General features: G+C 49.4%; 28 protein-coding genes and 1 riboswitch. Of the genes, 20 read left to right on the plus strand and 8 right to left on the minus strand.

Translation table 11 applies throughout. The features are described from left to right. Positions 1-2 precede the first annotated feature (2 nt). Entirely contained in the window at positions 3-2,273 is a 2,271-nt protein-coding gene (locus tag CF651_RS28810; RefSeq protein ID WP_094018316.1) for a hypothetical protein, read from the plus strand. Here CF651_RS28810 and CF651_RS28815 read toward each other — a convergent pair. Further along, entirely contained in the window at positions 2,270-3,139 is an 870-nt protein-coding gene (locus CF651_RS28815) for a hypothetical protein (RefSeq protein ID WP_094018317.1), read from the minus strand. The two genes, CF651_RS28810 and CF651_RS28815, sit on opposite strands and share 4 nt — an antisense overlap. A gap of 373 nt (positions 3,140-3,512) precedes the next feature. Between CF651_RS28815 and CF651_RS28820 the strand changes: the two genes are divergently transcribed. Further along, positions 3,513-4,454, plus strand: a complete 942-nt coding sequence (locus tag CF651_RS28820) for a hypothetical protein (protein WP_094018318.1) — start codon at positions 3,513-3,515, stop codon at positions 4,452-4,454. Between the two features lie 82 nt (positions 4,455-4,536). Here CF651_RS28820 and CF651_RS33465 read toward each other — a convergent pair whose 3' ends face one another. Further along, on the minus strand, positions 4,537-5,091 hold the full coding sequence (locus CF651_RS33465) for a GNAT family N-acetyltransferase (RefSeq protein WP_094018319.1): 555 nt from the start codon (positions 5,089-5,091) through the stop codon (positions 4,537-4,539). Next, the gene (locus tag CF651_RS28830; protein ID WP_094018320.1) at positions 5,006-5,536 is read right to left on the minus strand and encodes a GNAT family N-acetyltransferase; all 531 of its coding nucleotides are present in this window, start codon (positions 5,534-5,536) and stop codon (positions 5,006-5,008) included. The genes CF651_RS33465 and CF651_RS28830 overlap by 86 nt, the downstream gene beginning before the upstream one ends. Positions 5,537-5,703: 167 nt before the next feature. Here CF651_RS28830 and CF651_RS33310 point away from each other — a divergent pair, with 167 nt between their 5' ends. Together CF651_RS33310 and CF651_RS28840 are read left to right on the plus strand one after the other, a co-directional pair. Further along, positions 5,704-6,687: a GNAT family N-acetyltransferase gene (locus CF651_RS33310; protein WP_342746627.1), complete on the plus strand. Its 984-nt coding sequence runs from the start codon at positions 5,704-5,706 to the stop codon at positions 6,685-6,687. Continuing rightward, entirely contained in the window at positions 6,674-7,168 is a 495-nt protein-coding gene (locus CF651_RS28840; protein ID WP_094018321.1) for a hypothetical protein, read from the plus strand. Before CF651_RS33310 ends, CF651_RS28840 begins: the two co-directional genes overlap by 14 nt. A gap of 15 nt (positions 7,169-7,183) precedes the next feature. Here CF651_RS28840 and CF651_RS28845 read toward each other — a convergent pair whose 3' ends face one another. Beyond that, entirely contained in the window at positions 7,184-8,107 is a 924-nt protein-coding gene (locus tag CF651_RS28845; protein WP_094018322.1) for an AEC family transporter, read from the minus strand. A 240-nt stretch (positions 8,108-8,347) separates the two neighbouring features. Between CF651_RS28845 and CF651_RS28850 the strand changes: the two genes are divergently transcribed. The 4 genes from CF651_RS28850 to CF651_RS28865 all read left to right on the plus strand — a co-directional run bounded on the left by CF651_RS28850 (position 8,348) and on the right by CF651_RS28865 (position 12,571). Further along, positions 8,348-9,034, plus strand: coding sequence for a queuosine precursor transporter (locus CF651_RS28850; protein ID WP_094018323.1), 687 nt, complete (start codon positions 8,348-8,350; stop codon positions 9,032-9,034). Positions 9,035-9,197: 163 nt separating this feature from the next. Beyond that, positions 9,198-10,880 carry a stalk domain-containing protein gene (locus CF651_RS28855; RefSeq protein WP_094018324.1) on the plus strand — a complete coding sequence of 561 codons (1,683 nt, stop codon included), beginning with the start codon at positions 9,198-9,200 and terminating at the stop codon, positions 10,878-10,880. Positions 10,881-10,920: 40 nt separating this feature from the next. Beyond that, complete coding sequence (locus CF651_RS32535) at positions 10,921-11,190, plus strand: hypothetical protein (protein ID WP_179233043.1); 270 nt, start codon at positions 10,921-10,923, stop codon at positions 11,188-11,190. Positions 11,191-11,269: 79 nt separating this feature from the next. Next, a complete protein-coding gene (locus CF651_RS28865) occupies positions 11,270-12,571 on the plus strand; it encodes a stalk domain-containing protein (protein ID WP_094018326.1) in 1,302 nt (433 codons plus the stop codon). 118 nt (positions 12,572-12,689) lie between these two features. Here the strand turns inward: CF651_RS28865 and CF651_RS28870 are convergent, their stop codons facing one another. Beyond that, complete coding sequence (locus CF651_RS28870) at positions 12,690-13,358, minus strand: nitroreductase family protein (RefSeq protein ID WP_094018327.1); 669 nt, start codon at positions 13,356-13,358, stop codon at positions 12,690-12,692. Between the two features lie 156 nt (positions 13,359-13,514). Between CF651_RS28870 and CF651_RS28875 the strand changes: the two genes are divergently transcribed. The 5 genes from CF651_RS28875 (at position 13,515) to CF651_RS28890 (ending at position 17,345) form a co-directional block, all read left to right on the plus strand. Beyond that, positions 13,515-14,864 carry an aminotransferase-like domain-containing protein gene (locus CF651_RS28875; RefSeq protein WP_094018328.1) on the plus strand — a complete coding sequence of 450 codons (1,350 nt, stop codon included), beginning with the start codon at positions 13,515-13,517 and terminating at the stop codon, positions 14,862-14,864. A 92-nt stretch (positions 14,865-14,956) separates the two neighbouring features. Beyond that, positions 14,957-15,565, plus strand: coding sequence for a transglutaminase-like domain-containing protein (locus CF651_RS28880; protein WP_094018329.1), 609 nt, complete (start codon positions 14,957-14,959; stop codon positions 15,563-15,565). A 173-nt stretch (positions 15,566-15,738) separates the two neighbouring features. Beyond that, positions 15,739-15,900 carry a hypothetical protein gene (locus tag CF651_RS32540; protein ID WP_179233044.1) on the plus strand — a complete coding sequence of 54 codons (162 nt, stop codon included), beginning with the start codon at positions 15,739-15,741 and terminating at the stop codon, positions 15,898-15,900. An 84-nt stretch (positions 15,901-15,984) separates the two neighbouring features. Further along, positions 15,985-16,563, plus strand: a complete 579-nt coding sequence (locus CF651_RS28885; RefSeq protein ID WP_094018330.1) for a TetR/AcrR family transcriptional regulator — start codon at positions 15,985-15,987, stop codon at positions 16,561-16,563. A 71-nt stretch (positions 16,564-16,634) separates the two neighbouring features. Then, the gene (locus CF651_RS28890; RefSeq protein WP_094018331.1) at positions 16,635-17,345 is read left to right on the plus strand and encodes an SDR family oxidoreductase; all 711 of its coding nucleotides are present in this window, start codon (positions 16,635-16,637) and stop codon (positions 17,343-17,345) included. 82 nt (positions 17,346-17,427) lie between these two features. Here CF651_RS28890 and CF651_RS28895 read toward each other — a convergent pair whose 3' ends face one another. Continuing rightward, on the minus strand, positions 17,428-18,024 hold the full coding sequence (locus CF651_RS28895) for a TetR/AcrR family transcriptional regulator (RefSeq protein WP_179233045.1): 597 nt from the start codon (positions 18,022-18,024) through the stop codon (positions 17,428-17,430). Between the two features lie 51 nt (positions 18,025-18,075). Beyond that, the gene (locus CF651_RS28900; RefSeq protein WP_094018332.1) at positions 18,076-18,978 is read right to left on the minus strand and encodes an SDR family NAD(P)-dependent oxidoreductase; all 903 of its coding nucleotides are present in this window, start codon (positions 18,976-18,978) and stop codon (positions 18,076-18,078) included. Between the two features lie 223 nt (positions 18,979-19,201). On the opposite strand from CF651_RS28900, the gene CF651_RS28905 reads away from it, so the two are divergent. From CF651_RS28905 to CF651_RS28930, 6 genes are all read left to right on the plus strand, one after another. Continuing rightward, complete coding sequence (locus CF651_RS28905; protein WP_094018333.1) at positions 19,202-19,648, plus strand: hypothetical protein; 447 nt, start codon at positions 19,202-19,204, stop codon at positions 19,646-19,648. Between the two features lies 1 nt (position 19,649). Beyond that, the gene (locus CF651_RS28910; protein WP_094018334.1) at positions 19,650-19,874 is read left to right on the plus strand and encodes a helix-turn-helix transcriptional regulator; all 225 of its coding nucleotides are present in this window, start codon (positions 19,650-19,652) and stop codon (positions 19,872-19,874) included. A 59-nt stretch (positions 19,875-19,933) separates the two neighbouring features. Then, positions 19,934-20,638: a DUF4386 domain-containing protein gene (locus tag CF651_RS28915; protein ID WP_094018335.1), complete on the plus strand. Its 705-nt coding sequence runs from the start codon at positions 19,934-19,936 to the stop codon at positions 20,636-20,638. 76 nt (positions 20,639-20,714) lie between these two features. Beyond that, positions 20,715-21,149 (plus strand): GNAT family N-acetyltransferase, encoded by a 435-nt coding sequence (locus tag CF651_RS28920; protein ID WP_094018336.1) that lies wholly within the window; start codon positions 20,715-20,717, stop codon positions 21,147-21,149. Positions 21,150-21,250: 101 nt separating this feature from the next. Further along, on the plus strand, positions 21,251-21,937 hold the full coding sequence (locus CF651_RS28925) for a hypothetical protein (protein ID WP_094018337.1): 687 nt from the start codon (positions 21,251-21,253) through the stop codon (positions 21,935-21,937). Positions 21,938-22,007: 70 nt separating this feature from the next. Next, a complete protein-coding gene (locus CF651_RS28930; RefSeq protein ID WP_094018338.1) occupies positions 22,008-22,598 on the plus strand; it encodes a DUF2569 domain-containing protein in 591 nt (196 codons plus the stop codon). 52 nt (positions 22,599-22,650) lie between these two features. Here the strand turns inward: CF651_RS28930 and CF651_RS28935 are convergent, their stop codons facing one another. After that, positions 22,651-23,205 carry a glutathione peroxidase gene (locus tag CF651_RS28935; protein WP_094018339.1) on the minus strand — a complete coding sequence of 185 codons (555 nt, stop codon included), beginning with the start codon at positions 23,203-23,205 and terminating at the stop codon, positions 22,651-22,653. A gap of 297 nt (positions 23,206-23,502) precedes the next feature. Then, positions 23,503-23,601: riboswitch (guanidine-I (ykkC/yxkD leader) on the plus strand. Positions 23,602-23,670: 69 nt separating this feature from the next. Between CF651_RS28935 and CF651_RS28940 the strand changes: the two genes are divergently transcribed. Further along, complete coding sequence (locus CF651_RS28940; RefSeq protein WP_094018342.1) at positions 23,671-25,068, plus strand: APC family permease; 1,398 nt, start codon at positions 23,671-23,673, stop codon at positions 25,066-25,068. The last annotated feature ends 156 nt before the right edge of the window (positions 25,069-25,224 follow it).

The following is a 25,224-nucleotide window of genomic DNA, read 5'->3' on the forward strand; positions in this document are numbered from 1 at the left end:
TCATGCAAGCTAATTCGGTTAACAAAACATGGGTGCTGGGCCTCACCGTTATTGCGGCGCTTGCGGTTATCGCACTTGCGTTGTTCTACGGAGGGGGACTGCGGGGCTGGTTTGCCGGGGGAAGCAAAAGCCTCCCGCAATCAGTGATGCCGGTGTATGAGGAACAGGGGATCAAACAAACGTCCTCGGTCCGTGACGGACATTTGGAAGTATATAACGGCAAGGATTGGACCCCTCAATTTTGGACGGGGGTGAACCTGGGGGCAACCACCCCTGGTCATGCTCCCGGCGAACTCAGTCCGACCAAGGAGGATTATTTGCGCTGGTTTCAACAAATTAAGGATATGCATGCGGATGTGATACGCGTGTATACCATATTGCCGCCGTATTTCTATGAGGCGCTGGCTGAATTTAACGGCGGGCGAAAAGACCCGCTGTATATTTTGCACGGGATCTGGGCGCCCGAGGATCAGCTGGTCGGAAACGGCGGAGAAGGGAGGGATGCCTATCAGAGGGATACCGTAGACGCATTCAAGCAGGAAATTACCGATGCGGTTCATGCCGTGCATGGGAATTTGAAGCGCAAAGAAATGCCGGGGCATGCTTCCGGCACTTATGATGCGGACATATCGCCTTATTTGCTCGGCTGGGTTATAGGGACGGAATGGGATCCTTATGCAGTCCAAGCAACCAATGATGCGAATGCGGGCCTGAAGCCGTTCCAAGGGACGTATTTTCAGGCAAAGGCTGAAGCGAATCCGTTCGAAAGCTGGCTGGCACAAATGCTCGAGACGGCAGCGAAGGAGGAGATGAAATACGGATGGCAGCATCCGGTCTCTTTTACCAACTGGGTCACAACCGATCCTTTGAACCATCCGAACGAGCCGGCGGAGAATGAAGACATGGTTTCGGTCGATCCGATGCATATCCGTCCTCTGGAAACGTGGAAGGCAGGCTATTTTGCTTCCTATCATATTTATCCGTATTACCCGGACCTGCTGAGCTATGAGGATAAGTACCAGACGTACAAGGATCGTACCGGACAAGTCAATCCTTATGCAGGCTATCTTCGCGATCTGAGAGAGCATCATCAGGGGATTCCGTTAATAGTCGCAGAGTACGGAGTTCCAAGCTCAAGGGGGCTCGCGCATTACGGTCCCGTCAATCGCAATCAGGGTCTTCATACGGAGCAGGAGCAGGGCGAAATCAACGCATCGCTGTATCAAAGCATCTACAATGAGAGCTACGATGGCGCCATGCTGTTTTCGTGGCAGGATGAATGGTTCAAAATTACGTGGAACACATTGGAGCTGGATACGCCCAGCAGCAGGCGGCCTTATTGGCGCAATATGCTTACCAATGAGGAGCATTTCGGTGTGCTGGCCGTAGAGCCCGGGAAATCACCGGAGGATACGATAGTCCTGGATGGCCAAACAGACGATTGGGATCGCAGGAAGCACACGGTCACGAAGGCGTACCCGAATTATACCCTAACCACATCCCATGACGAGGCTTATGTGTATATGCTGCTGAAAAATACGAAAGGAGATTGGAAGCTGGACGACAATCCGATGTATTTGGGCTTCGATACGCTGAATGGAGGCAGTACGACGGCGGACAAAGCACCGGGCGTCAGCTTCAGCAGCGGGCAGGAGTTCGTGATGAAGCTTCAGGGGCAAAAAAATTCAGCCCTCTATGTCGGCAGCGCCTATGACTACCATACATGGCTGTATGGCTCCAAGAAGAAGCAGCTGCCTTGGCAGGACAGCTGGGCCCGTGCGGAGAATGGCATCTTTTTGCCATGGAAGCTGCCCGTTAATAAAGGCTTTACACTGCCGCAGACACAGGAGAAGGTGCCTTTCGAGGATGTCGAAATTGGTTTGCTGCATCAAGGCACCACAGACCCGTCCCGTGACGAATTCAATAATTTGGCTGATTGGTATGTGTCCGGGTCTGTCATTGAAATTCGGGTGCCCTGGATGATGCTTGGCTTCACAGACCCGAGCCAGCACAAGGCTTGGCGTTATCCTTATGAAGCAGGGGCGCTGAAATTCGATGAGGTCAAGGCGATTCGCGTGGAGCCTCATGGGGGGACGGCGCCGGGAGGGGTGGAGAAGCAGGAGCCGCTCGTCTACAAGTGGGATGACTGGGACAAGGTTGCTTATCATGAGCGTCTGAAAAAAAGCTATCCGATCCTGCAGGCCGCCTTCGGAGAGCAAGGGAACAAGCCGCCGAAAGGGCAGCAGAACGCTGTCCCGGCAGCTTCGAATTAATCGCGCAGGGCGCGCCAGCCGGTATAGTCGTGGATCACGATTCCGGCATAGGAGGGATTCAGCCTTAGCACGCCGTCCATGACGGCCAGCTGAAACATCATCGCTTCCTGGCCCTTGTCAAAGAAAGTAATGTACGGCGTATCAGGAGAAGGGTTCGTTTCGAGCCCGATCCATACCTTTTTGCCGAGCCGTTCTGCAATATTCATTTCCGCAGCCGACAGGTCGATCACGTCCTGCGCTTGATCCCGATAAGACATGAGCGCAGCTTCGTCCAGCTTTGTCATGATAGCCTCGAACAAGCTCATCTCACGATCCGGCAGCTTGATCTGGTCGAGCCAGAAGGGCAGGACGGCTGAGGTGGTCAGGGAAGAATCCTTCTTCACTTCGTTGTGGAGCAAAGTGACGCTTTGCAGCCACGCCTTCGCAAGGCGGCTCTGATCATCGGTTGTCCATGCCGGAAGCAGGTACGGCTCGATGTCAACCTGGATTCCTTGGAACCTTTCGTTTTCCGCTGCGGAGCGGTTGTAGGTCTTCACCCACTGCACCAATTCGGTGATGCGCCGGCTTTCCTCGGGAAGCGCCCAAGCGGGTGCGCCGTCCAGTGCATGAACCTCGATACGAGAGTCGGATGCGGCCTGAATCAATTGCCGGTAGGCGGCTGGGGCGAGATTGCGGTTCACCTGCACATAGATGCGCTGGAGCTGCTGCTCCCGGGCAAATTGCACAATCTCGGCTCGTCCTGAGCTTGTTTCCAGGAGGGAGGTATCCCACAGCCATGTCGCTTTGGAGGGCGCGGGAAGCCAGGCCGGGGTGGAGGTAGGAAGAGAATGTAAGCTGAGCAGAAGCCCTATAAGAATGGCGACCATCGTATGAGCCTCCTTATGGTTCGAATGGTTATGAACAATATCTTTATTATACGCAGTCTTAAGGGGCATTTGCCATGGTTCACAGGTTTCATCTTCGACAAAATATGACAAATCCATCCGTCCGAAAAGAAGAAGGCTCCGCCTGCGAAGGAGGCCGCTGAAAAACGGGCGGAGTGGACGGAATCGGTCTGCAGAAGCGTAAGCGTTCGCCTTTGTCCCCGGATTTGAACCGCTATAAGCGGGTTGAAATGAACAAAATCCGGGGACAACAGCGATCGGAAGAAGGATCCGTCCATGCAGCCCGTAGCTTTTTCAGCGGCCTCCCGCGAAGCGGGTAATGCTTCATTGGACTTTGAAGAGAAGGAGAACAGACGTGACAAAACATCGTTGGTTTACAAAGCAAGCTTCACCTTTCGGAAGCCGTTGTGTCAAAGTCGTATTAGGGTGCTTTATCGCCGGTCAGGCTTTGACCGGGTTTTCATTGTTCGGCGGAGCCGGCAATTACGCATCTGCTGCCGGGGAGCCGCCGGTAAAAAGCACATGGCTGTGGAATCCCTATATCATAGATAAGGAAGCGGACAGCACGCTGCAGCAGTTAGCCGATAAGCAGGTGAATCGCGTGTATATTTTTATCGATTTGTCTTATCCGGCCAACTATTACAGTCAATTTATTCGTAAAGCCCATGCCATGGGTATTCAGGTTGAAGCGTTAGGCGGGGCGCCGAACTGGGTGCTTCCGGAATATAACAAGAAGCTGTATGTATTCATTGACTGGGTCAAGAGGTACAACAATGCCGTGCAGCCTGAAGAAAGGTTCTCCGGCATTCATCTGGATGTGGAGCCTTATGTTCTGCCCGAGTGGGGGCAGGATTCGGATACGACCATCGGGCTTTGGATGGATACGGTCAGCGGATTCCAGGAAGAGGTCAAGAGTGATTCCAGCCTCCAGGTAGGGATGGATATGCCGGTGTGGCTGGAATATTTTCAGGTAGGGGACGGCCAGGGAGGCAGAACGACGTTGTCGGATTGGTTCATTCGCCGGATGGATGAAGTGACGCTGATGGCTTACCGTGATCAGACGGATGACATCACCGACTCGGTGAAGACGGAATTGGATGAAGCGGATCGGGCCGGAGCTTCCGCTATTGTGGCGGTAGACACAGTAGACAGCGGGGAGGAAGGCAGCTTCTACGGTGAAGGTGAAGCTTGGATGGAACAGGTTTTGGGGGAGCTGCCGGCTGTATTAGGGAGCCATCCTTCTTTTAAAGGGACCGGCGTACATGAATGGGAAAGCTGGCTGAAGCTGAAGCCGTAAGGAACAGATAGGGGATTGAAACAAAGCAACAGAGCCGCGCGAAGGGTTAGCGGGCTCTGTTTTTCTTTTTTCGGTCAGGGCTTCAATAGGGCTGCAGCGTCTTAATCATCCGATAATGACCCGGCGAGGCGACATAACCTAATCGGTTTCGGTTAATGGTCAGCATGGGAGCGTTAGCCGAATCGTTATGCGTATTCATGTAGGGGGCGTTCAGGCACTGCGCCAAACGGATAGCTTGGATTTTGAGCGTGAGTGCGATGTGTCTGCCGCGGTATTCCCGGTCGACCCCGGTAAACTCATGGTACATGCCGCCGGTTTGGCTGTTATGCAGCAGGTGAACGACACCAACATACCGGTCGCCGTCGGCGGCAATCAGCACGAGCTCCGGGCGTGAGCCATCCCGCTCAAGCACCCATTTTTTCCATTCCGAAAGATTCGGATAGCTTTCCCGGTTTCCAGGGATGTCTTCATTGGTCCGCTTGTACAGCTCATGCAGCTTTAATTCGTTAACCTCTCCCTGCTCCTCCAGCCATGTGGTGAAGCGGATTCCTTCAGCCTGAAGCTGTTGTTCTACGTCGCTTGCCCGTGTCCTCGTTGAAATGGGTCGGCAGGATCGTTGATTTGAATGTATGCCGATCCTTTACATAGCCCCGTCTTTCGGCAAAGGCTTGGGCCGCTTCGTCTTCATCGGAGACCATGACGGTCATCTCAGAGGCATTCAGATCATGTGCCCATTGCTCCAATGCCTGCACAAGCCGAGTCCCGACACCTTGGTTCCAGTATGCCGCATCGACGACAACCGTATTGTGAAGGGTACCGGGTTCGGTCCAGGGGGCACGCCAACCGTTGGCATACCCAAGCACATGGCCATCCGCAGAAAGAGCGGCTAAACGGATGCGATCATATCCGATCAGCCTGCCTTCCTCATCAAGTGAAGTGCTTCCCTTCTTGTACAGCTTTCCGTCTTCCTCGGCTAAAATCGCCGCTGAGGTAGGCTCCGTGTACACAAGGTTCAACAGCTGCGCCATTCGTTCGTAATGCTCCGGCAGCTGCACCGGCTGGATGGTTATATTCCTGCTCATTGTCCTCACCCCAATCTACGGACCATACCAATCGGGTGAATACACGCCGGGATGGTATGGCTTACCGTGTTCTATCATCAGTTTACCAAGAATGCAGGTGGAAACGGTAAATAATGAAAGGCTATAATAAAAGTATCCCAACCTGTGGACCAAAGGAGCTAACGAGAATGAGCGTGTGGAGAGGCGCGGCAGCGATGTGCATAAACGAGAAACGAGAGCTCCTGATGATTTTGCAAGGGAGACCTGATGAGGAGAAACGATGGTCCGTCCCATCCGGAGAAGCAAATGATGACGAGACCTATGAGGCTTGCTGTGCGCGTGAAGTATGGGAGGAAACAGGCTACGAAGCGGGGGTCGGCCGGTTTCTTCATGAGAAGGGCGGCGTCAGCCGAGGTATTTTGTACAAGGTGAAATATTACGAGATCGATATTATAGGGGGCACGCCGACACTGCACGATCCGGACGAACTGATCTGCGATATCGCATGGAAATCGGCTGAGGACATTGGGAAGCTGGATCTGACGTATCCTGAGGATCGGCCCTTTTTGCTGGAATATGTGGCGACCGGCACCAGTGGGATTTTGTATCGCAGTAATCCGCTGACAGTACGGAAGCTTGTCCCGGGGGATGCGAAGCTGCTCTTTACATGGATGAACGAGCCCGAGGTGCTGCAGTTTTACGGAGGGCGGGATCAAGCCCATACGATGGAGAGGGTGCAGGAGCAATTTTACCCGGAGGAAGATGTGTTGTTTCGTTGTATTGTAGAGTATGACGGAAAGCCGATCGGTTATATCCAATATGATTTGCTGGATGAGGAAGGAATGCAATATTACGGATTGGCTGATGCCTCTGCCATTGAGCGGATATTCGGCATGGACCAGTTCATCGGGGAGCCGGCGTATTGGAATCGGGGGATCGGCCAACACCTGATGAGCTCTATGCTTCGTCATCTGGCGGAGCAGCATCAAGCGGACCGGGTCGTCATGGATCCCCAGGCTTGGAACGAACGGGCTATCGCTTGTTATGAAAAAAGCGGCTTTCGCAAGGTGAAGCTGCTGCCTGAGCAGGAATGGCATGAAGGAGCGAAGCGGGACTGCTGGCTGATGGAATGGAGACAGGATGACCTGGAGGCGACCGATGCTAAGAAATAATAAGGAAAAACGTGATTTGGAGCGGGCCGCGGCCCAAATTTTTATCGATATTTACAACAACAATCATGATCCCAAGCTCCGTCTGCTGTACCAGCGGGAACGTCCTGATGCTGTCGTTCAGGTACAGGATGCGACCCTGCGGCCGATCGGGATCGAGATTACGCACCTTTTCTACGATTCGGAAGAAGCCAAGATGCTGCTTGGGCGCTCGAAGGCGAGCAGCCACAGCATGGAGCTGATTGAGCTGCTGGTGAAGGAACTGAACAACCGGATTCAAGTGAAGGAGGCGAAGATCAGTACGTATTCGTCCGAGTATCCGATTGCCCTGCTGATTCGCAACGCCTCACCGGCGTTCGGGATGTCGGAGATTTTGCGGGAAAAGCATTTGATTTATAAGCCGCAGGGCAAGTTTACGCATGTATGGTTTCTGTCCCGGGACGGTTCATCCGAATGGCTGCTGAAGGATCTAAACGGCCTGTAGCCCATGGACCCGAGTTTACTTCACGATGGCGATAAGAACGGGCAGCACGATGAACGAAGCAAGCGTTGTCCACAAAATGCATTTGGTCACCATATGCGGGGACGCGTTAAACCGTTCTGCCAAAATACCGGCGTTGACAGCCGCGGGCATGGAAGCCAGGATCAGCAATACGGAGAACAGGGTTCCCTGAACCTGCAATACGTATAAAACCAGGCAAGCTAGCAAAGGGGAAAGCAGCAGCCGTACCGACATACCTGACCAGAACGCGGTTTGGATGCTTCGGTCGAAATCGCTCTTTTTCACACTGGCCATTTGCGCTCCCAGAATCGCAAGCACGACGGGCGAATACGCCTGGGAGATCATGGCGATGCCCTTTTCCACTCCTGCGGGAAAATGCATATCGAGTGCCCGGAGGAGCATGGCCGTCAAGGCCGCATAAATCGCCGGAAGCGAAAAGACGGATTTGACCGCACCGCGGATGGAAAACTGCGATCTGGCGGCGAAATAGACCCCTACCGTATTGACAATGACCATTTGCGCGATGACATATACCGACGCTTTGTCCAGTCCCAGCTTGCCGAAGGCCAGCAGCACCAGAGGGAGTCCATAATTGACGCTGTTCGTAAAAGTGGATACAAGCGTCAGCCCTGCGGTTTCCGTCGCCGGCAGCCTCAGCAGCCTGCCTAAACCGTTGGCAGCGGCCCAGAGGACTACCAGATTCAACAGGGAGAAGACGAACGTTTTGTACACTTCATCGAAAGAGAGCTGGGCTGTCGTCAACGTCTCGAAGATGATCGCCGGGCTTAGGAAGTACAAATACAGTGTCAGCAAAGGCTTCGTTTCCAAATTTTTGTACCGTGCCAGAAGGGCTCCCACGATGACCGGGATGGATAACGGTACGATGACCTGAAGCAGTGTGGCTATTACCGATTGCATCATAACGGGCATTCCTCTCATCTATTCATGAATATTCTAACTCTACCTGTCCTGCCGCTTGCCGTCCAAGATGGAAAATCTATCATTTTCATAGTTATTGCCTATGATTGCCGAATGAGAGAGGGCGTGCTACAATAGGGGCTTCGGTATGCAACTATACCGATCCGGCTTAATCGGCGGGCCGTTCCGTCGCCGATCGCGGTTCGAAACCATCCCGCGTGATCAAAACTAGGAGAGAGGCATATGTTTAATTTTGTTTGGGGCGCTGCGTTTGTCATCGTCAATTTTGTGCTGTTTCTGATCAGCTACCGGTTCTTTGGCCGCAAGGGTCTTTATGCCTGGGTCGGCTTCGCCACCGTGCTGGCGAACATTGAGGTCGTCAAGACGATCGAGGTCTTCGGAATCGTGATGACGCTTGGTAACTCCATCTACGCATCGATCTATATGACCACCGACCTGCTGAACGAAAAGTATGGGGCCAAGGCGGCCAAGCAAGCCGTTTGGTTCGGATTTTTCAGTCTTATCGCGTCCACGGTCATGATGCAGATGGTGCTGGCCTTCGTGCCGCAGGAGGCGGATATTTCACAGGAGGCGCTGAAGACCATTTTCGGTTTGGCGCCACAGATCGCCCTCGGCAGCATTTGCGCATATTTGGTCAGCCAGTTTCTGGACGTGCGTGTGTTCAGCGTGTTAAAGCGGCGCTATCCGGAGCGGGGGCAGTTTTGGCTTCGCATTAATGGAAGTACAGGGCTGAGCCAGTTCATCGATTCCTTGGTATTTTGTTCGATTGCCTTCTACGGCGTCTATTCGCTGGATGTATGGTGGCAGATTTTGCTGACCACCTATGTGCTGAAATTCGTCATTTCCGTAGCGGGAACACCGGTTTTATATATGGCCAGATCGTTTAAAGCGAAAGCGGAGGACGATTAATTTTCATTTGAAAATGAAGCTGTTGCCCGACGGGGCAATGGCTTTTTTTGTATGTTTTTGTCGAAGCCATGAAGGAAATTCCAAAATGAGGTAGAAAGGAAAAGGAGACGGCGCAGAAAAGAACGCGTACGCGATTAAACTTAGGGTTGAAAGGAAGGAAGTAATGAAAAAAACAGGGGTTGCTTTTATTGTATTACTGCTGATGTGCAGCCTGTTAGGGCCTGCAGGAATGTATGCAGAAGCGGGGGAATCCGACTCGACGTCCGCTGCAGACGCCGTGACAACGTTCACGGTCAAGATCGAGGATCCTGTGCTGGAGCAGGCGATCCGTCATGAGCTGAACATTGAGGATCGACCGCTGCAGTACCAGGATCTACAGCAGCTGACGTCGCTTTACCCGCAGACGGAACAGAAAATGAAGAGTTTGAAAGGGCTGGAATGGGCCACGAACTTGACCTCGCTGATGGTGCCGGATCAACAAATCACGGATCTATCGCCGCTGCAAAATTTGTACCGGCTCCGTTTTCTTGGGCTGAACGGCAACCAAATAACGAATGTATGTCCGATTGCCGGGTTGAATCAAATCGACCGGCTTGTAATTTACGATAATCAGATCAGTGATATCCACTGCTTGTCCCGATTAACCGGCTTGACGGATCTGCTGGCGGACCATAATCAGATTAAGGATATCAGCGCCTTGTCACAGCTTCCTATCAGGTGGCTTAATCTCGAAGGCAATCCCATTACGGATATAACGCCTGTAGGCCGAATGAATTCGCTGACGCATCTTAATGTAGATACGAAGCCGCTGAACGAGTCGTCACAGACGCTGCTCTCCCGATTGGACCAATCAGGTGTGATGGTGAATCGATTCGAGAAGGATGGGGAGCATGGATCGGGCATTTCCGTCATGCTGGACGGGCAGCGTGTTTTGTTCGAGCAGGCCCCGGTTGTGGAGGACGGGAATACACTTGTGCCGTTCCGCCCCTTGTTTGAGAAGCTGGGCTACACCATCCAATGGGATCAAGCATCGAGGACGGTGACCGGAGAGAAAAAGGGAACGAAGCTAACACTCAAGGCAGGGGACAAGCAGGCTTTTGTAGATGGGAAACCGTATGCTTTGGAAGCTGCCCCGCAGATTGTGAATGGAAGCACGCTGGTTCCTGTTCGTTTCGTAGGAGAAGCCTCCAAATATGACGTCACTTGGGAGCAGGCAACCAAAACGGTGTATATTGCGCAGCCTTACGATTTGAAAAGCCCCGACGGTCGTGCGCAAATGCATGTTAGCGGGAAATGGAGATCGTTGAACGCACCTGTCCGTGGCATCCAAAGCTATGCTATGTATGATGGCAGTATGCTGATGACCAACAGCGACCCGAAAGCGTATTTGCCAAGCGTTGAATCCTTGGACAGCTACGAGCAGGCCGTCTTAGGGAATTTGAGCACCAGAGGCTACAAGGATTACAGCGAACCGAAAAAAATAACGGTCAACGGTATGCCTGCCCGACAATTTGTTTATTCCGTATCCCATTCAAGCAAGACGGTTAAAATTTTGGCAACGATCATTGAAGGCAAATACAATTTTTTCCGCGTCGCTTTCATGGTGGAGGAAGATAAATTTCCGGCATTGGAGCCGGAGCTTCAGCAAATGCTCCAATCGTTTCAAGAGCTGAAAACCGTCTCTGAGGGGAACCAGGAGAAGTTTGGAGCTATGGAGCCGACGGACCGGCTGCTGGATGCGGTATGGCAGCTTTGCGGATTTATACGTGCTTGGCGAGGACAAAAGCAGAGTATGGCTGGAGGATACCGAAGCGGACGTGGGTATGGGCAACGAGGTGTATGTTGAAACCTTGAAGCGGTGGAGCGAAATCTCAAGAGGAGCCTTCATGCCGACGGACATTCGGGAGGAATGGGGTTCGATGGAAGGGCCTGTGACCGTCTCCTTTATGCTGAACGGGGAGAAGCGGACAATCCATCCGCTCTATCAGAATGATTTTATCGACGTGGGTATCGTTCAGGAGTTGAATGCGCTGATCGCTGATTCCGGCTATCAATTCGCAGTGGTGCACCTCGATCAAACGGTATTCGTGACCGTGTTAACCGCCAAAGAAAGGGAAGGCATCGAAAAAGACCGGTTCATTGAGTTTGAATTCTAGAAGCTGCGATTTTCTAATATACTATTGAATAGATTCCACATCCTTCACTCGTTGGAGAAGATTGTAAAGGAGTGTGTTCATGCGTACCAGAAGATGGTTGGGTTATGCGGTTGCCGCCGTGATGACTCTGTCCGCTGTCCCTGCTGGTGTGGCTTCTGTTCCGCAGCAGGCCTATGCCTGTTCCAAGGGAGAGATTACGACACCGGAGTATGATTACTCAACAGCAAGCCATGTATTTTACGGTATGGTCAACAAGGTGGAGAACGTATATTTCAACGGACAAATGTACCGAATGGCTACTTTCGTCGTGGATGCCAAGCTGAAAGGCGAATATGTGCGGACCGTGCTTACGCGGCCGGATAGCGATCAATGCGGAATGGCCTTTGAAGCGGGGCGCAGCTACCTGGTATATGCGAATAATCGGCTGGGCCCGCCTTCAGCCAGTGTGTTTGATGTTTTCTCGGGAGACGAAGCGGCAAGACGTCTCGAGCAAGCCCAAAGCTTGATTGCCAGCGTGCCTGTCCCCGAACCGGGGGAGCAGAGGGTCACGCTATACCCTGGAACGGACGCAACGATTACTTTGGATGGACAGCAAGCACCTGTGAAGCCGGGCTCGTTATTTTATAAAAATATTTTATACGTCCCGCTCACCTTTTTCCGGGATACCTTAGGCTATGTTACAGTGTGGAATGCGGAAGCAAACCGGTACGATATCTTGCTGCGTTCGGAATGGGCAGGCATTGCAGCACAAGGGGATCAGGCACAGTCAGCCTTCAAAGCAGATTCCAAGGGGATCCCGGCCGGAACGGAGCCATTTGAAGCGACGGTGACTTACTCCAATGTACAGGCCAGAGTGGACGGCGGGAAATATGCTCCGGAGCATCTGCCTTTTACCTACGACGGAGTCGTATTTGTGCCGCTTCGAGAAACGGCAGAAAAGCTGGGGATACAAGTCACCTGGGATCCCGGCTCTTATACGGCGATGTTAAAAGATATAAGGCCGATCCATCCGATGGACCATCCTGTTCTGGTGATGAAATTATCGTCGGATACGGACGGAGTGCCTGATTTGATCGTGGATCGCATCGAGAACGATCAGGCGACGTACAGGGTGGACCGTAAGCTCCAATACGGCGAGAAGCCGGAGCAGCTCTCGGCACCGTTTCTTGATTTGGTGAAGGAGACGGACGGAGCACGCGAACGTAGAATCCGGCTATTTTTAAAGTCGGGAGACCGGGAGAACGAGCTGGTTATGACGGAGGATTTGATGCATTCGCTGCTGACGAATCCATTGGTGCGCACGTCCGCCAGCCTGACACTGGGGCGGGATTTCTTCTACTGGCCGGACGATTATGTCATCGGTACACCGAATATTCATTAAAACAGCTTGCAGGCAGGCCTAAAATAAAACGCAGCCGGATTTGGCTGCGTTTTTTCATGGGGAAAAAGCTTGCTTTCAGCAAAAAAAGATTTTGCAGGTGGCAGATATTCCAAGGGCTTCAATGAGCTTCGACATCGGGCTCAAACCCGTTCCAGATGACCGTCTGCTCCACCGGGAAGCGGGAGGTAGGCCGGGCAGGTCTTGCACCTTTGCCAATGGCTACGAGCAGGACCGGGATATAACGCGGCGGGACATGGAACGCTTGGACGAAGGCTTCGGCGTCGAAGCCGGCCATCGGGCCCGAGTCAAGACCTTTCGCTTTCGCGGCGAGCATAAGCTGCATGGCGGCCAGCGATGCGTTGCGAATCGCTTCATCGCGCCGATAGGTGGAAGAAGCGTTTGCGTAAGCACCTTCAATTTGACTGATCATGGCCTGATAGGAAGCATAGCCTGCATAAGCGTCCTCGAGTCCTTCCTTAACTACGGGCCCGTATATCGCTTCGGCATTCCGATTGGCCTGGAGGTCCCCGAGTACGGCGATGGTAACGGAAGCGTCAAGGACTTGCTTTTGGCCGTTTGCAATAGGAAGCAGCTTTTCCTTGGCTGCCGCCCCGGTTATCGCTACGAACTTCCAATGCTGAAGATTCCAAGATGACGGGGCGTATCCCGCAATGTCCAGGAGCTCTTTGATTTCTTGTTCGCTGAGTTTGTGCGATGCATCAAAATGTCTAACGGAATGACGCTCGCGGAATAGGGTGATAAACTCGGATTGCGCAGCGGTTGACATGTCTCAATCGACTCCTTTGATTGTATAAATGTAAGTGGTTCTGACTACTTGATGATATGCCGACCTGCGGTCGTGAACAATTGCAATTTTCCAAAAGTGTATCGATACAGTTGGTCTGTGTAATATAATGGCTCCAAAGGAAGTGAGGGGAACGGAATGAGAAAATATTTGGATATTCTCTCCGATATGGAGCACAAAATCAATGAGGGCCAATTCCTTTCGGGTCACAAGCTGCCCTCCGTTCGCAATGCAGCGAAGCTGTATGGCTGCAGTGTGAGCACAATTACAAGGGCATATGCGGAATTGGAGAAGCGCGACGCGATTTACTCAATGGCCCAAAGCGGCTATTACGTAGTGGGAAAACCAAGGACCCAGCTTGATGTCACACAGAGCAAGGGGGTCGATTTCGCTTCTTCGTCACCGGATCCGAGTGTGTTTCCGTATTTGGATTTCCGGCACTGTATGAACAAAGCCTTAGACACGTATAAATCCGATCTGTTCACCTGCGGCGATTCAAAAGGACTGGTAACGCTTCGGCATACACTCGTTTCCCATTTGGCCGGTGACCAGGTCTTTGCCAAAGCGGAAAGGATCGTCGTCACGTCAGGTGCCCAGCCGGCGCTCGATCTATTGGCGAAAATGCCGTTTCCCAACGGGAATTCGGTCATCCTGGTCGAACAGCCGAGCTACGATATTTATTTGCGGTTTCTCGAGGCGGAGGGAATTCCGGTCATCGGAATCGCCCGTACGGCAGCAGGCATCGATTTGCAGGAGCTGGAGGCCAGATTCAAACATGGCGAAATCAAGTTTTTCTACACCATGCCGAGGTACCACAGTCCGCTCGGAACCTCGTACAGCGTGGGGGAGAGGAAAGCGATCGCCCGTTTGGCGAGCAAATATGACGTATACATCGTAGAAGACGATTACATGGCCGATTTGGGCGAAGAACCGGGCGCGGATCCTATTTATGCCTATAACCGTACTTCGCACGTCGTTTATTTGAAAAGCTTCTCGAAAATCATTTTCCCGGGACTCCGGCTTGGTGCCGCCGTTTTGCCGGAAAAGCTGCTGGAGACGTTCGACAAATACAAAAGATACCCGGATGCCTCACAGCTGACCCAGGCTGCGCTCGAAGTGTATATCAAAAACGGTATGTACGAGCGGCACAAGCGCAAAATATGCAATCAATATGCAGCGCGGATTCACGCTCTGAACGAAGCGGTGCGACGGCATAACGATGCAGGATTACTTGAAATTCCGGATATCCGCTCCGGTGTGTATGTTCAGTTCAAGCTTCCGCAAGCCGTGAATCTCGAGCGTCTCATCAAGCGGCTTTCGGAAAAGGATATTGCGGTCGCCTCCGGCAAGCGGTTTTATTTATCGGATTATAAGGAGCGGGAGAAGTTTTTACGGATCAGCATCTCACGGGCGCGGCCGGAGCTAATCGAGGACGGAGTCCAGGCGATCCTCGAGGAAGTGAGACGGGAAGTCAAGTTCCCCTCTTGATGGCGGAAACAATTTAATAACACAGTTGAATAATAATGAAAAAATATGCATAATTATACAGGCTAGGCAGCTAACATATGAAGGAGATCAGGATGATGTTGATTTGCGAGTCAAATTCCTTGGAGGATTATTTGGTAGAATCAGAAGAAGTTGATTTTAGTCACTCCTCTATTAAGGACAAAGCAGCGGAGATAAGTTCTGTGTCGGCAAGTGAGGAAGAGTTTGTGCAAAAAGCATATGAATTTGTTCGAGATGAAATATCTCATTCATGGGATATTCAAAGTACAAAAATAACATGCAAGGCCTCGGAGGTGCTTTATTTTCAGGAAGGTATTTGTTATGCCAAGTCAAATTTATTGTGTGCCATATTAAGGAGCAAAGGGATACCAACCGGATTTTGTTATCAAAAGCTTACAATAGGCGACACACCTGACACAGGTTATTGCATCCATGCCTTAAATGCAGTTTTTCTGAAATCACAACAAAAATGGATTCGTTTGGATGCGCGCGGAAATAAAAATGGCGTTCATGCTGAATTTTCTCTGGATGAAGAAAGACTGGCATTTGTTGTGCGCGAAGAATACAACGAAGTCGATTACGCAATAATATATAAGAATCCAAATGCAAAAACCATTAATACATTAAAACAAAATACGGATTGCATACATATGTATCTTTTGGGTTTACCTGCGCAATTATAGAATTGAGAACGATTGGTAAAAATAATTCTTTACTGATCGTTCCCGATATGATAAGATGAACTCAGAAAGAACGAAACAATACATTTTCACTTAATTAGAATGATCGTTCTCGAAATAAAAGGCAAAAACAAAAGGAGCTGGGACAAAATCCGTTTGAAAACGGTCTTCGACATTTGGCCATGCTGCTGCCGAACAGCGTCGTCGCCAAGCTGAGCGTGAATCGCACGGTAGCAGGTCTCGGCACGCTGCCGTACCGGCAGGAAAGCTTCACCGATTGGAACGAAGCCGTACAATGGCTGGCCGATCCGATACCGGTGCTCCGAGCTATCGGCTGAGAAATACAATCGGCTGAAGATGATTCATCTTATTCTTTACTGATCGTTCTCAGGGTGCTATGATGGGTACTGGAGGGGAATAATATGGCCAGATCCAAAGAATTTGAAGAAAACGTTGTACTTGAAAAGGCAATGAAGCTGTTCTGGGAGCAGGGTTACGAGAAAACCTCGATGAATGATCTTGTCGAGAATATGGGGATCCATCGAAGAAGCCTTTACGATACTTTTACGGATAAACACACTTTGTTCCTCAAAGCAATGGATCGATTCGAAGAGCGAATTACCGATAAATTGACTTCAGGGGTCAAGCAATCCCAGACGGCTGTGCAAGCACTCCAGTTTATCTTCAGCTTCATGATCAACGGTGAAGAAGACGCGCCGCCCGGCTGCATGCTTGTAAATTCAACCGTCGAATTAGCGATTCGTGATACGGATGTCGACGCGAAAACGATGGAGGCTTTTACAAGGACGGAGCAGCTTCTTGTAGAAATCGTTACATGGGGGCAGGAGAACGGTGAATTCACGAAGTTATACGAAGCAAAGGAATTGGCCGAATATATTCATAATGCCTTAACGGGATTGAGGGTCATGGCTCGGACTTCGGTTGCAAAAGAAAAGCTTCAGCGGATTGCTGGATTAACAATACGTATTTTAGAGCCTTGAAACACCAAATTTTTTTGAGACAATTAGAATGATCGTTCCCAAAAAAGTCCCAAACGAGGAGAATTCAAACAATGACAAACAAAATAGCGTTGGTAACCGGTGCAAATAAAGGAATCGGATTTGAAGTCGCAAAGCAATTGGGGCAGCAAGGAATAACCGTGTTGATGGCTGCACGCACGAAAGCGGCTGCGGATGCTGTGGCAGGTGAGCTGCAGCAGAAGGGCATTCAAGCCATTGGAGTGGAATTAGAGGTAACCAATGCCGGACATATCGCGGAAGTGTCTCGATTTATCGAGAACACCTACGGTCGATTGGATATATTGGTAAACAATGCAGGAGTCTGGGCGGAAAAATCGGATTACGACGGGGACGCGTTCAGGGATACTTTCGAAGTGAACACATTCGCTCCTTTCTTCATAACGGAAGCGCTGCTGCCGCTGCTGCTAAAGAGCGAGGCAGGCAGGATCGTCAACCAAAGCAGTGCGTTGGGATCCATCGAGTTCATTCTGTCCAATGAACTTGCCCAGCGGATCGCCACACCGGCGTATTCGGCCTCTAAGGCAGCCTTGAATATGCTGACCGCCTACTGGGCGCAAAAAACGAAAGGGACCAGCCTGAAAGTCAATTCCGTGCACCCCGGTTTAGTTAAAACACAAATGGGTGGAGAAAAGGCGGAGCTCTCGGCGGAAGAGGGGGCTCAAACGGCGGTTCGCTTGGCGACTTTGCCTGAGGACGGTCCGACGGGCGGATTCTACTACATGGAAGACCGGCTTCCATGGTAAAACTATAACGGCTTGAAGAAAAATCAAGTAAAATGAAGGGCCTCACATTATATAAAATGTGGGGCTTTATGCTAATTCACGGTCAATTCGTAATCAACTTCATTAACTGGTCGACCTCTTTGCGCCAATAGTCTTCCTCGACTTGCACGTCCTGCAGCATCAGGCCGGTAATGACAGTAAAGTAAAGGAATAGAAGCTTGTAGGGGTCGCCTATGCAAAATTCTTCCGCCTGCTGCCCTCGGACAAAAGTAGGAATCAGCTGGTCGATAATGCTTTTCGGCGAATACTGCTCCAAAAGCAGACGTACTTTCTCCGGCACGTCATCCGACGTTCGCGCCTGCTGAAGCAATAGAAAAACAAGCTTGTGGTCAGGATCGAGCATATTGATCGTTAGGGCCCGGAGCTGTTCCGTCGGCGTCCCGGGCAGCTGCCCAACGTTCTTGATCGCCGACTCGGCTTGTTCCATCGCTTCCTGGACAAGGATCGTAAAGATCTCTTCTTTGGAACTGAAATAGCGGTAGGAGAGCCCTTGGCTAATGCCGGCTTCGGCAGCGATCATGCTCATTTTCGTTCCGGCGATGCCCCGGTTCGCAAATACTTTTAGCGCGGCTTTTTTAATTTGCTCTCGGCGTTCATCATAGCTTTGTGCGGCTTGTTCCTCATTGGCTTTCTTCAACATCGTTCATTCTCCCCGTTTAGGCGTTTAAGTGTTTCGGCTATGCTTAACTAGTTATCGAAGCCCGGTCTGATTCTCGCTGATATCCCATAATCGCTTGGCTGCATCCATGTTCTGAGCATGCACGGTGGGCAGAGTCAATTGCATATCGGTGTAATAACCTCCACTTCGTGCGGCAATGTCATCCGAGTCGGCGAGCCATACCAACGTTTCGGCTCCTTTCTCGGGGCTTCGGGACAACAGTTTCATCAGGGCCATGGTCATGCTGACCGATAATCCTTTGTTGTTGCTATTAAAATTCGTAGACACGAGTCCGGGATCGAAGCAGTGGGCTGTAACACCTGTCTTCTCAAGCCGCCTCGCCAGCTCAGCGGTAAACAAGATGTTGGCTAGCTTCGTTTCCCCGTACCGAATGGAAGGTCCACCGATATATTTTTGCGGAAAACGGTACAACCGCTCCGCCCTTATATCGTCGAAGCGGATTCCGTTTCGAGCCATCTTATGGCCGTGGGAGGCCGTCGTAATGACTCGGGAATGTCCGCTTTCCTTTAATTTATCAAGCAGGAGCGAAGTTAGCAAGAAAGGAGCCAGATGATTGACCGCCCAAGTCATCTCAATCCCGTCTTCCGTTAATTCTCTCTCCGTAAACATCGCTCCGGCATTATTAATCAAAATATCCACTCGAGGCCATTTCTCCCCAATATCCGCGGCAACCCGCCGGATCGAATTTTGGGAAGACATATCTGCCTCAAATATATCGACTATCGCACTACCGCCAGTTATCGTGACGAGCTGAGCGGCAACCTCATCGGCCTTTGCACGATTACGTGCAATGAGTCCCAGTATGGCTCCGCGCTTGGCAAGCTCCTTCGCCGCCGCCAAACCAATGCCGCTGGTCGCCCCGGTAATGACAACCCATTTTCCTTTTACTGACCATTTCGTATTAATTTCACTCATGATAGTGAGCCTCCCTTTTAAAAAAATAATGAATGAACCATTCATTCATTATAGTATTGTAAGGCTTCAAATGTGTCAACCATTTTTTTCTATTTTGGGCAAAATAAATTCGTGTTCTCACTCGGATTTTGAATGTAAAATAAACTTGACATGATGTATGATATTGATTACATTATGTACATCAAACTTAACTTTAAAAATGAACCTACAGGTGGTGTAGTCGATGACCTATCAAGAAAAGAAGAGCATCGTATCCTTGATCAGTGCAATACTCATTTTTGGCTCTTATTGTGCTTACAAGTACCCGCGGTATCCTACGAGAGGTCTGGAGCCGACGGAAATCTTTCATTATTGGGGTTCCTTCGTTCTTGGCTTAACTCTAGTTTCCATTGTCGCGCATATTGTGATCAGCATTGTATTTAACATCGTCTTTAGGATTACGACCGGAGAAAAAGAACCGACATTTGCGGATGAATTGGATAAACTCATTGATTTGAAAGCGACCCGAAATTCTTTCTTTGTGTTTGTCGCGGGCTTTCTTGCTGCCATGGGATCGCTGGTCATCGATCAGCCATCACAGGTAATGTTCTTGATCCTGATTGCCTTCGGCTTCCTTTCCGATGTGACCGGCTCCGTTACGAAACTTTATCACTATCGGAAAGGAGTTTAACATGAGTAAAAATCTTGTCGGCAACCACATCCGAAAATTACGATTCAACCATCATGAAATGACACAGCAGCAATTGGCTGACAAGGTGGGCGTAACAAGGCAAACTATTGTAGCTCTGGAAAAGGGCAACTACTCCCCGTCTTTAGAACTGGCTTTTCGCATTGCTCTTGCCTTTGGCTTGCCTCTGGAGGAGGTATTTTTTTACGGGGATCACCCAAAGGAGTAGGGGTTGGATGATGATCACCTTTTGCTGCTGATGCTTGATGAGGTGAAGGGAGATAAAGAATGAATTCAAACAAAATAGCCGCAACCATTGTGGGAGTTCTGTTCATACTTGCGGCGATATCCTCGATCATAGGTCTTATGTTATATGGTCCGATCCTGAACGGTCCCGATTACCTTATTCAAGGCTCGGCTCACGCTAACCAGGTGATCCTGGGGGCGCTTATGGAGTTAATTCTTGTCGTTTCAGCTGTCGGTACATCGATTACAATGTTCCCGTTTTTAAGAAAGTATAACGAGACACTGGCTCTTGGGCATGTTTGCTTTAGGTTTCTTGAGGCTGTTATTATTACTGTCGGCATCATCAGTGTGCTGTCCCTGTTGACCTTAAGTCGGGATTTCACAACCGCCACAGCTCCGGATGCCGCCTCTTTTCGTGCCTCAGGTACATTATTAAAAGCAGTACACGACTGGACATTTATGCTGGGGCCCAATTTCATGTTAGGTATAAATACGATACTGTACAGTTATATATTTTATAGAACCAAGCTCGTGCCCCGGTTTATTTCCAGCTTGGGTATAACAGGAGCAACCCTTGTTTTTATTGCAGCTTTGTTGGAAATGTTCGGTGTCATTCCTCAGCTTTCGGTTTGGGGAGCAATGTTGTCGCTGCCCGTAGCAGCTAACGAAATGATCCTTGCAGTATGGCTGATCATCAAAGGCTTCAACCTATCCTCATATAATTACAGCAGACGCCTGGAGTGTTAAGATTCGAAATGCTGAATTCCAGCCCTACGATACTTTTTATCTGTATGATGACCTTTTTCCATTCGGAGGAGATGTAATGTTTATTTATAAAATCGATGAGGAACTATCTCTAAGGTTAATTGAATTAAGGGATGCGGAGAGAATTTTCGAATTAACGAATAAGTCAAGAAGCTATTTAAGAGAATGGCTTCCTTGGCTGAATAATAATTTAATGCTTGAGGATACTCTGGGTTTATCCAAAACAGCAGACGTAGGATATTGGCTTGCAGAAGAGTTTCAAGGAAATGGGATTATGACCAAGGTGGCTAAGGCACTGACTGATCATGCTTTTCATGATTTGAGCCTGAATAAAGTTGAAATTAGGGCTGCGGCAGGGAATAAGAAAAGCAGGCGAATTCCCGAAAGGCTAAACTTTGTGAATGAAGGTAGAATAAGACAGGCAGAATGGCTATATGACCATTTTGTCGACCATATTATTTATGGAATTTTGGCTGCGGAATGGCAAGAATAAACGGACGAATAACATTGGAGCAACCCAAGTTTTAAGGAGTAGGGCTAATAGAGGCTGTGTTGAACAGCACAAGATATGTTGTACGCGATGGGGGGATTTATTTGATTCATGCAGATCATGCGGTGTTCAATAATATTGCTTGGTGCGGGATTGTTTGTAGGCTGCACGGACTGACCCCAATTTCCGGCGAAGGTATATGGGGACTTTGCTCCAAAGCGCCCGAGTATTACCCTGATATCATCACCTTCAGAAGGCAAGTAACAAGTGATGAAGTAAATGATTTTATCGGAAATAGGGAAGTATTCGGTATAAAAGATAGCTTTGCTAACCTGGATATGCTGCCCTTTGGTTTTAGAGTACTTTTTGATGCGAAATGGATCTATCATCCCCCGGTTGTTGACCTTGATGATCACCTAAGAGGATGGATCGTTGTATCTACTGCGGAAGCTTTTGCACAGTGGACATTTGCCAGCGGGCTGCAGAAAGTGTTACAACCCGCGCTTTTAGAGGAAAAAGACGTAAAAATCTTTATGTACGAGATCCATGGTGAGAAATCAGGCTTCGTAGCTAATCTTAGTGACCATGTTGTGGGAATATCCAATGTATTTTCAAATGAGAATAAAATGATTTGGCCGGATATTGTTCGAATTGTTTCGGCCTATTTTCCCGGGGTACCCATGGTGGGATATGAAAAAGGCGAAGCGCTCGCGGCCGCGCTCCAATCTGGATGGACAACGCTTGGCCCCCTTCGTGTATGGATTAAAGCGAATCCAACCGAAAATGAGTGAATATTGCCATATGAATTGCGAGCATCAGGACTGCCAGAGGAAATATTTGCAAGAGTGACGAATAATTATAATGCTCAGCATAACAGCAAATCCTCCAGCCGATGGAGAAAATAAATTGGTGGACTTCATGTCAAATTCAGTAAATGACCTCGCAGTAAAACAGGAGGATAGTGCAACAACTGAAATTTTGCCTCCGATAGAGGAACGAGCTAAGCCTTGTGGTTTTGGTGGCTGGCTTTATCTGGTTGCTTTAGGCTTCTTATTAACTTTCGGGAGCTCTTTATTTTATTTGATTGATACGCTATTGCCCATTTACCAAAATGGACTTTTATTCGAACTTTATGGGGAAAACTGGAAATATGCCGTTGCGATAATATACGAAACGGCAATTCATATATTATTTGTAATCTTCCCCGTATTCCTTTTTTATCTGGCATTGAAAAAAAAGAAACTATTAAGAAATATGGTAATAAATTTATATTTGATTAACTTTGCTTATAATGTTAGCCTTTATTTAATTACTAACTCCATTGAGGATATGGCAACCCACGAGTTTATGAGTGAGCAGGGGAGAAATATTGTTAAATCGTTGATAACGTGTTTAATATGGATTCCTTACTTTATAAATTCAAAAAGAGTGAAGAATACTTACATTTATTAATCGAAATACGAAGCAAGCTGACACCTATTGGCGTCAGCTTTTTTCTCATTCTCTAGCTTTTCAGCTGTGCTTCAAGGCTTCTCGAGAGCATGTCCATTTCGTCGGTAGGCTCGAATCGCTCGACAACTTGCCCTTGTTTATCGATAAGGAATTTGGTGAAATTCCATTTGATGGAGTTTCCTAGGAGCCACTCCGGATTTTTCTCGGTTATCATCATTTTTAACAGTTTTGCATTAATATTTGCTTCGTCGAAGCCTTTGAATGGGGCGGCATTCTTTAAGTAGTCGAATAAAGGGTGGGCGTCATGACCGTTGACTTCGATTTTCGAGAAGATAGGAAACTTGACCCCGTAATTGATCTGACAAAAAGCGGCTGCCTCCTCATTGCTGCCAGGCTCCTGCCCACCGAATTGATTGCATGGAAAACCTATAAACTCCACACCGGAGGCATGATACTGATCGTAAAGGCGCTGCAGATCGGTAAATTGGGGAGTATATGTACATTTGCTGGCCGTGTTGATGATCACAAGGGGTTTACCTTCGAATGCATATAACGGTATGCGTTCGCCATTGGATTTGCGTACTGTAAAATCATAAATCGTTGCCATGTTGTCACCTCTTTCTATGCATTGAAAATAGTATAGACGGTTTGATGCAAAACGTAAATGCGATTTTTATGAGAATAACACCAGGCCGCTGCCGCTGCCGCTGCGGGTGAGTTGACTGGCCTATTTGATAACGATTAAGTCAATATAACTGACGTGAGAGCGGCGAAATGAATAAAAACTTTTCACAAAACCTCTTTTATGTTATATTATCTAACAATAACTAGGATATAACATGCCGTAAAGTCTTGTGGATGTTAAGTGTTTGATGGCGGTAGTTCTGAATTCGTTAGGGTTCATTTATAAGTTTTCTAGGGTTCCGCGGATATGGATCCGTCCGGACCGAGAGAAAACGCACAGCTGCAGCTGTGTTCACGGAGGGATAAAAGCCCGGGAGGATATCGTTTGCTGATATCGCCCGGGCTTCATTTTTTTTTGCAGATCATTCCAACGAGAGGGTGCTTACAGATGCAGGAAACGACGAAGCTCCGCCAAACTTTAACCTTATTTCAAGTTGTGTTTTTAGGATTAGCCTGGATGACGCCGATGATTTATTTCTCGGTCTATGGGATCGCCTATGAAACATCACACGGTATGTTGACTCAAGCGTACATTACTGCTTTTGTTGCGATCTTTTTTACGGCTTACAGCTATGGTGTGATGTCCAAAGCGCATCCGACCTCGGGCTCGGCCTACGTCTATGCGAAGAAAGCGATCCATCCGTATGTCGGGTTCTTGGTCGGATGGGCGCTGCTGCTGGACTATTTGTTCTCACCCATTATTGCTTGTCTCATGTTCGGTATTTATATTCACGCCCAATTCCCTGCGGTTCCTCCTTCTGTATGCATCATTGCGCTGAACATTATCCTCGCTGTGGTTAATATTAAAGGGATCAACTTTTCGGCTCATATCAGCAAAATATTCGTGCTTATCCAAATCGTATTCATTGCCGTATTCTGCACGGTGCTGGTGATCCAGCTTTGGGATTCTAGCGGGCCGATGCCGTCCGTGCTTCAAACGGATGTGCCTTTGCCGGTCATTTTGACGGGAGCTTCGATTATTTGCTTTTCATTCCTCGGCTTCGATTCGGTTACAACTATGGCGGAAGAAACGATCAATGCCAAGAAAAATATCCCGAGAGCCATCATGATCATTATTCTCGTCGCCATTGCTTTATATATGGGGCCGTCCGTCCTGACTCAGATGGCTTTTCCGGGTATGACCTTCACGGATGTGGATTCTGCGGGCTTCGAGCTGGTCAAGCTTGTTGGCGGGACCGCACTGAGCTCGGTATTCATCACTGTGCTCATTATGGCCATATTTACACAAGGGCTGTCCTCGACGACCACCGTATCGCGTCTGCTGTATGTGATGGGGCGGGAATCCATTCTCCCGAAGCGCATATTCTCCTATGTTCATCCCAAGTATAAGACACCGGCGCTCAACATTATTCTGGTCAGCGCCGTGTCGCTCCTGGCCTTGGTGATCAGCCTGGATATGGCTGTGAAATTCGTGAATTTCGGTGCTTTGACAGGCTTTATATTCGTTAATTTATCTGTTATTGCCGAGAAATATATTCGCGAGAAGCGGCGCTCGTTCAACGGAACGCTGATGTATCTTGTGTTTCCGCTGGTCGGAGCCGCTTTTATTGGCTGGCTGTTGTCATTGCTCGACAGCAACGCCTTGACGATCGGCATGATATGGGTTGGGCTTGGTGTTGTTTATTACGCCTACCGGAGTCATAGACTGCGGGCAGGTGCAGATCGCCCAGAAGCAGCTCCTTCCGGCCTTGTCTCTATGCAGTCCCGCAATGCCCGTCCGCAGCGGGAGGCTGAGGCAGCACTTTCTGTAAACAAGTATCCCTGAATGCTTGTAGGAAGGATTCCATGTTTTGGTTGCAGACGGAGCAAGGATTGTCTATTCTGAAATAGGAAGCAGGAAGCAGGAAGCAGGAAGCAGGAAGCAGGAAGCAGGAAGCAGGAAGCAGGAAGCAGGAAGCAGGAACGGAATCGTGGAGCAGGA

Source organism: Paenibacillus rigui, from assembly GCF_002234615.1.
In the GTDB taxonomy this organism is placed as follows: domain Bacteria; phylum Bacillota; class Bacilli; order Paenibacillales; family NBRC-103111; genus Paenibacillus_S; species Paenibacillus_S rigui.

Coding starts and splice junctions, on each gene's coding strand:
- CF651_RS28810 (WP_094018316.1), top strand. CDS start 3: ATGCAAGCTAATTCGGTTAACAAAACATGGGTGCTGGGCCTCACCGTT.
- CF651_RS28815 (WP_094018317.1), bottom strand. CDS start 3,139: ATGGTCGCCATTCTTATAGGGCTTCTGCTCAGCTTACATTCTCTTCCT.
- CF651_RS28830 (WP_094018320.1), bottom strand. CDS start 5,536: ATGAGCAGGAATATAACCATCCAGCCGGTGCAGCTGCCGGAGCATTAC.
- CF651_RS33310 (WP_342746627.1), top strand. CDS start 5,704: ATGAGCGTGTGGAGAGGCGCGGCAGCGATGTGCATAAACGAGAAACGA.
- CF651_RS28840 (WP_094018321.1), top strand. CDS start 6,674: ATGCTAAGAAATAATAAGGAAAAACGTGATTTGGAGCGGGCCGCGGCC.
- CF651_RS28845 (WP_094018322.1), bottom strand. CDS start 8,107: ATGATGCAATCGGTAATAGCCACACTGCTTCAGGTCATCGTACCGTTA.
- CF651_RS28850 (WP_094018323.1), top strand. CDS start 8,348: ATGTTTAATTTTGTTTGGGGCGCTGCGTTTGTCATCGTCAATTTTGTG.
- CF651_RS28855 (WP_094018324.1), top strand. CDS start 9,198: ATGAAAAAAACAGGGGTTGCTTTTATTGTATTACTGCTGATGTGCAGC.
- CF651_RS32535 (WP_179233043.1), top strand. CDS start 10,921: ATGCCGACGGACATTCGGGAGGAATGGGGTTCGATGGAAGGGCCTGTG.
- CF651_RS28865 (WP_094018326.1), top strand. CDS start 11,270: ATGCGTACCAGAAGATGGTTGGGTTATGCGGTTGCCGCCGTGATGACT.
- CF651_RS28870 (WP_094018327.1), bottom strand. CDS start 13,358: ATGTCAACCGCTGCGCAATCCGAGTTTATCACCCTATTCCGCGAGCGT.
- CF651_RS28875 (WP_094018328.1), top strand. CDS start 13,515: ATGAGAAAATATTTGGATATTCTCTCCGATATGGAGCACAAAATCAAT.
- CF651_RS28880 (WP_094018329.1), top strand. CDS start 14,957: ATGATGTTGATTTGCGAGTCAAATTCCTTGGAGGATTATTTGGTAGAA.
- CF651_RS28885 (WP_094018330.1), top strand. CDS start 15,985: ATGGCCAGATCCAAAGAATTTGAAGAAAACGTTGTACTTGAAAAGGCA.
- CF651_RS28890 (WP_094018331.1), top strand. CDS start 16,635: ATGACAAACAAAATAGCGTTGGTAACCGGTGCAAATAAAGGAATCGGA.
- CF651_RS28895 (WP_179233045.1), bottom strand. CDS start 18,024: ATGTTGAAGAAAGCCAATGAGGAACAAGCCGCACAAAGCTATGATGAA.
- CF651_RS28900 (WP_094018332.1), bottom strand. CDS start 18,978: ATGAGTGAAATTAATACGAAATGGTCAGTAAAAGGAAAATGGGTTGTC.
- CF651_RS28905 (WP_094018333.1), top strand. CDS start 19,202: ATGACCTATCAAGAAAAGAAGAGCATCGTATCCTTGATCAGTGCAATA.
- CF651_RS28910 (WP_094018334.1), top strand. CDS start 19,650: ATGAGTAAAAATCTTGTCGGCAACCACATCCGAAAATTACGATTCAAC.
- CF651_RS28915 (WP_094018335.1), top strand. CDS start 19,934: ATGAATTCAAACAAAATAGCCGCAACCATTGTGGGAGTTCTGTTCATA.
- CF651_RS28920 (WP_094018336.1), top strand. CDS start 20,715: ATGTTTATTTATAAAATCGATGAGGAACTATCTCTAAGGTTAATTGAA.
- CF651_RS28930 (WP_094018338.1), top strand. CDS start 22,008: ATGCTCAGCATAACAGCAAATCCTCCAGCCGATGGAGAAAATAAATTG.
- CF651_RS28935 (WP_094018339.1), bottom strand. CDS start 23,205: ATGGCAACGATTTATGATTTTACAGTACGCAAATCCAATGGCGAACGC.
- CF651_RS28940 (WP_094018342.1), top strand. CDS start 23,671: ATGCAGGAAACGACGAAGCTCCGCCAAACTTTAACCTTATTTCAAGTT.